The organism is Winslowiella iniecta (genome assembly GCF_001267535.1).
GTDB classification, from domain to species: Bacteria; Pseudomonadota; Gammaproteobacteria; order Enterobacterales; family Enterobacteriaceae; genus Erwinia; species Erwinia iniecta.
In genome coordinates, this window is sequence record NZ_JRXE01000023.1 from 79,590 (window position 1) to 86,045 (window position 6,456).

Sequence of the window (6,456 nt, forward strand, 5' to 3'; positions counted from 1 at the left end):
TCATTATTGTGGACATAAATTCACATCATTTCAGTGGCGTTTGAGGCTAAAACCGCTCTGGCTAAAACTTAAATAGAAATACAGTTATTTTTAATTAATTCACCAAAGTTTGATTGATACACATGGATTATCCCTTTCACCATGTGGTTAAAATGTGTTTAACCAGGATTCATTGTCTCAGAACGCTGCATTGTAGTTAAAATGTACTAAATTCAGTATGGCAATGGAAGTGGTAAGGATGAAAAATATTTGTGAATCGATAATTAAGTCAGTGCATTATCAATGGAATGAAATTATGCGCGATAATAGTAATGTCGCAATAATTTTTCGCGTGGTGTGTAGTATTTCGACTAATTCAGGACTCAGCGTTGAAGGAAGTCATATATTTACTATTCATGATATCACGCATGCCGAAGATAAAAACTCTCTGGCGCTGACGTCTGAAAGTGCGGCTTATAATAACGCGATACAGTGCCTGACTGCCGCAATGGCCTATAGTGGACAGGCCATGTCGCGAATCGAGAATAACGAATAACAGGCGAAATGCTTATTATAACTATTAATGACTTTATAGCTGAAATGCGAAATGGCTAACATCACCGCCACGTGGTTGGCTGACCGCTCAGAAAGAATCTGTCTTTTTCCGTTACTGCTGAAACATTTCTGACATATTCGCGCTTTAACATGCGTTTATCTCTGGGAAAAATAACAGGAAGTGACGTTTATGAGCGATAAAATCAAAGAGTTAAATGTCGACCGTTTAAAGGATCCTGCGCGCCGTAAATTGCTGGCGGGCACCGGTGCCGTCGGACTGACTGGCTTCTTAGCCGGTGGCCTCTGGAGTTTGCCAGCCGATGCGCTTGCTACAGGAGAACCGGCTGGCAGTCGTTTACTGGGCTTTAAAGGCATCGCAGCTTCAACCGCCGACAAGATTGTTACTGCCGACGGTTATCAGGCGGATGTATTGATTTCCTGGGGGGATCCGCTGGTAAACGGTGCTCCGGCATTTGACCCGCACGGAAAAAATAGCGCCAGCGATCAGGAAAAACAGTTTGGCGATAATAATGACGGCATGAGCTTCTTCCCGGTAGATGAACATCGTGGCGTGCTGGCAATTAATAACGAATACGTTAATGAACAATATTTATTCGCTCACGGTGGCAGCAAGGCGACCAGTGAGGAAGATGTGCGCAAATCGCAAGCGGCGCACGGTATCTCAATTGTCGAAATTCAGCGTGGCGCAGATAACCGCTGGCAGGTGGTGCGTCCGTCGCGCTATAACCGCCGCATTACGGCCAATACCGCGATGATTTTCACCGGTCCGGCAGCCGGTGACAAAGCGCTGCAAACCCCCGCTGACCCCAGTGGCACGAAAGTGCTCGGTACTTTTGGTAACTGTGCCAACGGTAAAACCCCGTGGGGAACCTATCTGACCTGCGAAGAGAACTTTGATACTTACTTCGGCACCAGCAACCGTGACTATCAGGTTACCCCTGCGCAAAAGCGTTACACGCTCAATCCGAACGAAGCAGAGCGTAACTGGGCAGACTTCGATGCGCGTTTTGATATGGCGAAGAATCCCAACGAATTTAATCGCCATGGCTGGATCGTTGAGATCGATCCACTGGATCCCACTTCCACTCCGATCAAACGTACTGCGCTGGGGCGCTTTAAGCATGAAAATGCTGCCGTCACGGTAGCGAAAAATGGTCACCTGGTAGTGTATATGGGTGACGACGAGCGCGGTGAATATATCTATAAATTCGTCTCGGACGGCGTGGTCGACAGCGCTAATCCGGCAGCCAATACTCATCTGCTGGATAAAGGTGTGCTGTATGTTGCCGAATTTAACGGCGAGGCAAAAGGTACGCCGCTGAAAGGCAGTGGTCGTTGGCTGGAGCTGACCCACGGTAAAAATGGTCTGACGGCAGAGAATGGTTTTCACAGCCAGGCCGATGTACTGATTAACGCACGCGGCGCGGCAGATCGGGTTAACGCCACCCGCATGGATCGTCCTGAATGGATTGCGGTTAACCCTCATGACGGCCGGGCTTATTGCACCCTCACCAACAACAGCAAGCGTGGCGATGAAGGGATGCCAGTGAATCCGGCTAACCCGCGACCAAAAAATATTTATGGTCAAATCATTCGCTGGGATGAGAACGGCGATGCCACGGCGCTGAAATTTAACTGGGATATGTTTGTGCTGTGCGGCAATCCGATTGCTCATCCACAGGGAGTCAATCGCGGTACGCCAAACGTCACGGCAGAGAATACCTTTAACAGCCCGGACGGACTCGGTTTTGACCGCGACGGACGTCTGTGGATCCTGACCGACGGTAAATACAGTAATGAAGGGGATTACCAGGGGCAGGGTAACAATCAGATGCTGGTGGGCGATCCGGCAACCGGTGAGATTCGTCGCTTTATGGTCGGGCCGAAGTCTTGTGAGCTGACCGGCATCGCTTTTACCCCGGATTACAAAACGATGTTTGTTAACGTCCAGCACCCAGGGGAAGAGGGGGATTCTACTTTCCCGAATAACAGCCCGCGCCCGCGTTCTTCGGTGATTATGGTGACGCGTAAAGATGGCGGGGTGCTGGGGGCGTAATTGTGATTATTCTCTAAGGGAGCCGTTTTCGGCTCCCGTCCTGATGACATGCAGGGTGCTAACCTCCGGTACGGGCGGCGGAAACGCCGCCTCTACGGGTATAATGCATTCGCGCCGCCGATCTCACCGAGCCATTCTCAATCGGGTTGCCATCCCATCCGTATTTTCTCGCGCAATTTGTTTATTTCAAGTGAGCTTATTACGCCAAAACAGATTATTCTTCAGACAGGCCCGATACAAAGTTGAGTCGGAAGCTTATGAAAATAAAAATGATGCTGATCGGCTGGCTGGCATTTATCGGCTGCGACTTCTTGTTAGCCATGATGAGCCTGCAAGTCAGGGACGTCTGGAGTTTATCTGCTTTAGTGTGGTTTCCGGCCGGACTGTTGCTCGGCGTACTTTGTACGTTGCCTCTGCGTTTCTGGCCAATCTGGCTACTGAGTTCTGCCTTACTGCATCTGGTCGCCAGCCAGCTCTATGGCCGCCCGGTCAATGTGTCATTAATTTTCAGCTTTTTTGATACTTTACTGATCACCGTGACCGCGCTGATCTGGCAATTCTTTTATGGCGTAATGGCGCGCCCGGTGCGGAGGCGTGACATTATTGCGCTGGCACTATTGTGTGCTGCCAGTGGAATTATTGAGCGCTTTGTCACCATCTGGGCGCTGCTTTTGTTGGATTATCCCATTGACCCGTCGATTTCCGTTCTCCATATCGCTGGCTATGCCATCAGCTCCCTACCGGTAACCTTTTTTGTTTTTTATCTGGTGACGAGGGTGAACAGGACGAAATGGGATATTAGCGGCTACCTGATGGTGCTGGCGATGTCACTGATGATGCTGGCACTGTTTTTCCTGCCGCTTAGTGCATTGACCGACGCGCTGCGCTGGCAGGATCTGGCATTGATGTTCTCGCTGACGTTACCGGTGTTATTAGCCTTGCGCGGTGACTTACTGCTGCTGAGTGGTTTTTTATCGCTGTGCTCGACAGTGGCCGTCGGCGCAACGCTGTTTGGGCACGGGCCATTTCATCATATCTTGCCCAGCCAGCAGGAGGATGTGCTGATTGCCGCCTGGTATAGCGCTGCGTTAAGTTTACCCGCGCTACTCTGTGCCAGCCTGGTGAATCAGAAATCTGCGCTACTGGCACGACATCGCTGGCGGGAACAATTAATGGATACCGTGCTACAGCACGGTTTGTACCACCGTTTCGAGCTGGAGAGCAACGATGGTCTGCGCTGGCTTTATCAAAGCCGCTGGCAGGGCGTCAGCCATGCGCCAGTTTACTGGCAGCAGTTTATTGGCTGGATACATCCGGACGACCGGCTGGCGGTGGAACAACTGAAAAACAGCGCATCTGCCACCCCGCAGGTGTTACCGATACGGCTGGCAGACCGACATGGCGAGTTTCATCAGAGCAGTATGGCGCTGGTTGCCTGTCAGGAAGGGCAGGTATGCTGGTTTGAAGGGGTGATTTTTCCGCAACAGACTTTGTTGCGGTCTGAGGGGGGCGAATGAGCACGCGAGTGATTATTGCCGATGACCATCCGGTGTTTTTGCTGGGGTTGCGCGGTGTGTTAGCCACGCTGCCTGCCGAATACCTGATTGTGGCAGAGGCACATGATGTCAGCAGCTTGTTTGAGCGGCTGGAAACCTGCCCGGCTGATATGCTGATTACCGATCTGAATATGCCGGGCAATGATCAGGCCGATGGTGTGCGGATGATCGGCAGGATCCGTCAGCTTTACCCCGATCTTACCGTGGTGGTGATCACCATGTTAAGCGACCAGCGGATCCTTGAACTGCTGGCAGGATACCGGATAAAAGCCATTCTGAATAAGAGCAGTCTGTCGCATGAGCTGGCAGATGGCCTGAGCAGCTCGTCGAGTGACGACCAGCCATGGCTGAGCGACGCGTTTCGCAGCGATCCGCTGACTCAGGTGGAAAAAGCGCTATCGGTAAAAGAGATGGAGGTCATACGGCTGATTGGTCAGGGGCTTAGCGTTAATGAGATTGCCGCACGGCTTTATCGCACCAAGCAAACCATCAGTGCGCAGAAGCTCAGTGCCATGAGAAAGCTCGGACTAGACAATGATGCCGCGCTCTATCTGTATCTCAGTCAGTGTGGTCTGGGACAATAATCATGTGTCGTCACCTCTGCTGCATCGGATGGTTAGGGTTATTGCTGCTGTTGCCTGCGCTGGCGCTGGCGGAGCAGCCACTGTTTTCGACCTCAGCCAGTGTAGCAGAGCAGGCAGAAGGGCGGCCGACAGAACTCTACTCCAATATGACGCAGGACTTTTTGCCGCTGGCCGAAACGCGTTCCGGCGCGCTGGCACACTTTCCGGTGCTGAATGTTGGCCTGTATTGCTGCTCATCGGCGCCGTTGCAGATGCCACGCTGGGACGGCAAGCTGGAAGGCGTTTACCCCGATTATCTGCAACTGTTGCAAATGGTGCTGAAACGGCCGGTGCAGGCCAGACTGTACAGTAGCTGGGAGCTGGCTTATCAGGCGTTGCAGCGCGGGGAAATTCAGCTGCTGGCACAGTCTGATTTTTTGCAATCGGCCAATCGCGATAACGAAACCGATCCACTACTGGTGCAGCCACTGATGCTGATGGTGCGTAAAAACCATCAGACTTCGCCACTTTCCAGCCTGCATATTCTTGCCGCTCCCGATATCAGCCCGTCGGTCATTGAGCATCTGCGAACCCTCTATCCCCACCTTGAAGTGGCGCGTAATTCACAACTGGCCATTCAGGCGGTGGTGAATGATCAGGCCGATGCCTATCTTGATGGCCAGAGCCAGATTACCTTGTTTAGCGCCCTGCGACCGGTCGCTGGCGTAGTCTGGCGGCGCGATCCCGCACTTGATGAGCTGCTGTATGGCTTTGTCGGCCGCGAGGGCGACGGCGTGGTGGAAACGATCAATGACATCCTGACCAATATTCCGCATTCGATTAAAAATGAGATTTATCAGCGCTGGGTTTCGGGCCTGTCGCAGTCGGCTAACAATGATGTCTCGATTTTCACCCCGCAGGAAATCGACTGGATTAAGCAGCATCCGGTGATTAACGTGGCGATAGATATTGATATTCCGCCGTACTCTTTTCTCGACAAAAACGATGAAATTACCGGTCTGGATGTCGATATTTTGCAGCTGGTGGCGGAAAAAAGCGGCCTGAATTTAAACTTTATCCCGGCATTTGAACCGGCGGGTGTGGAGAAGGCACTGCGGGAGGGGAAAGCGCAGATGACGCCGTCGCTGATGGATTCGCCCGCACGGCGCGGCTGGCTGTCGTACAGTGACCCTTACGGCATCGTGGAGTGGGTGATGATTACCCGCAATGAGCGCAGTGCGCCTTTTAGCCCGGAGCAACTGGCTCACAAGCGGGTTGCTATCCAGAGTGGTCATGCGCTGCTGGCGGCGATGCAACTTTACCCCAACCTGTCGATTGTTGAGGTTGCATCGGTACCTGAAGCGGTGGATATGATGCTGGCCGGGGCGGTCGACGCGACCTTTGCCAGTATCGGTAGCGCTAACTATTTGCAGTCCAGCCGCTACGGCAGCCGGATCGCCGTTCAGCCACTGGAAAACGCCCTTCAGCCAGAACGCTTCGCGGTGTTGCCTGCTTATCCGCTGCTGACCGATATCCTCAATAAAAGCCTGCATACCGTGGCACCGAATGAAATACGTGCCTTACGCATGCACTGGTTTTCCGTGGCTAATCTGGCCTCTTATAATAACGTGATTTCACCCTGGGTAATGCTGTGGGGCGGAGCATTGTGCGTGATTGCCCTCAGTTCGGTGTTTTGGGGAACCTGGCTGGCGCGCCAGATCGGATT

Annotated in this window: 5 protein-coding genes; all 5 read left to right on the forward strand. The window is 52.4% G+C overall.

The window, feature by feature from the left end; all coding sequences use genetic code 11:
• Positions 1-238 precede the first annotated feature (238 nt).
• The gene (locus tag NG42_RS16145) at positions 239-535 is read left to right on the forward strand and encodes a hypothetical protein (protein WP_052900744.1); all 297 of its coding nucleotides are present in this window, start codon (positions 239-241) and stop codon (positions 533-535) included.
• Positions 536-724: 189 nt separating this feature from the next.
• Positions 725-2,611, forward strand: coding sequence for a PhoX family protein (locus NG42_RS16150; RefSeq protein WP_052900748.1), 1,887 nt, complete (start codon positions 725-727; stop codon positions 2,609-2,611).
• A 257-nt stretch (positions 2,612-2,868) separates the two neighbouring features.
• A complete protein-coding gene (locus NG42_RS16155; RefSeq protein WP_156322194.1) occupies positions 2,869-4,128 on the forward strand; it encodes a diguanylate cyclase family protein in 1,260 nt (419 codons plus the stop codon).
• Complete coding sequence (locus tag NG42_RS16160; protein WP_052900750.1) at positions 4,125-4,751, forward strand: response regulator; 627 nt, start codon at positions 4,125-4,127, stop codon at positions 4,749-4,751. Before NG42_RS16155 ends, NG42_RS16160 begins: the two co-directional genes overlap by 4 nt.
• A gap of 2 nt (positions 4,752-4,753) precedes the next feature.
• Positions 4,754-6,456 (forward strand): transporter substrate-binding domain-containing protein (locus NG42_RS16165; RefSeq protein WP_156324269.1); only part of this gene is annotated, 1,703 nt, incomplete at its 3' end.

Coding starts and splice junctions, on each gene's coding strand:
- NG42_RS16145 (WP_052900744.1), top strand. CDS start 239: ATGAAAAATATTTGTGAATCGATAATTAAGTCAGTGCATTATCAATGG.
- NG42_RS16150 (WP_052900748.1), top strand. CDS start 725: ATGAGCGATAAAATCAAAGAGTTAAATGTCGACCGTTTAAAGGATCCT.
- NG42_RS16155 (WP_156322194.1), top strand. CDS start 2,869: ATGAAAATAAAAATGATGCTGATCGGCTGGCTGGCATTTATCGGCTGC.
- NG42_RS16160 (WP_052900750.1), top strand. CDS start 4,125: ATGAGCACGCGAGTGATTATTGCCGATGACCATCCGGTGTTTTTGCTG.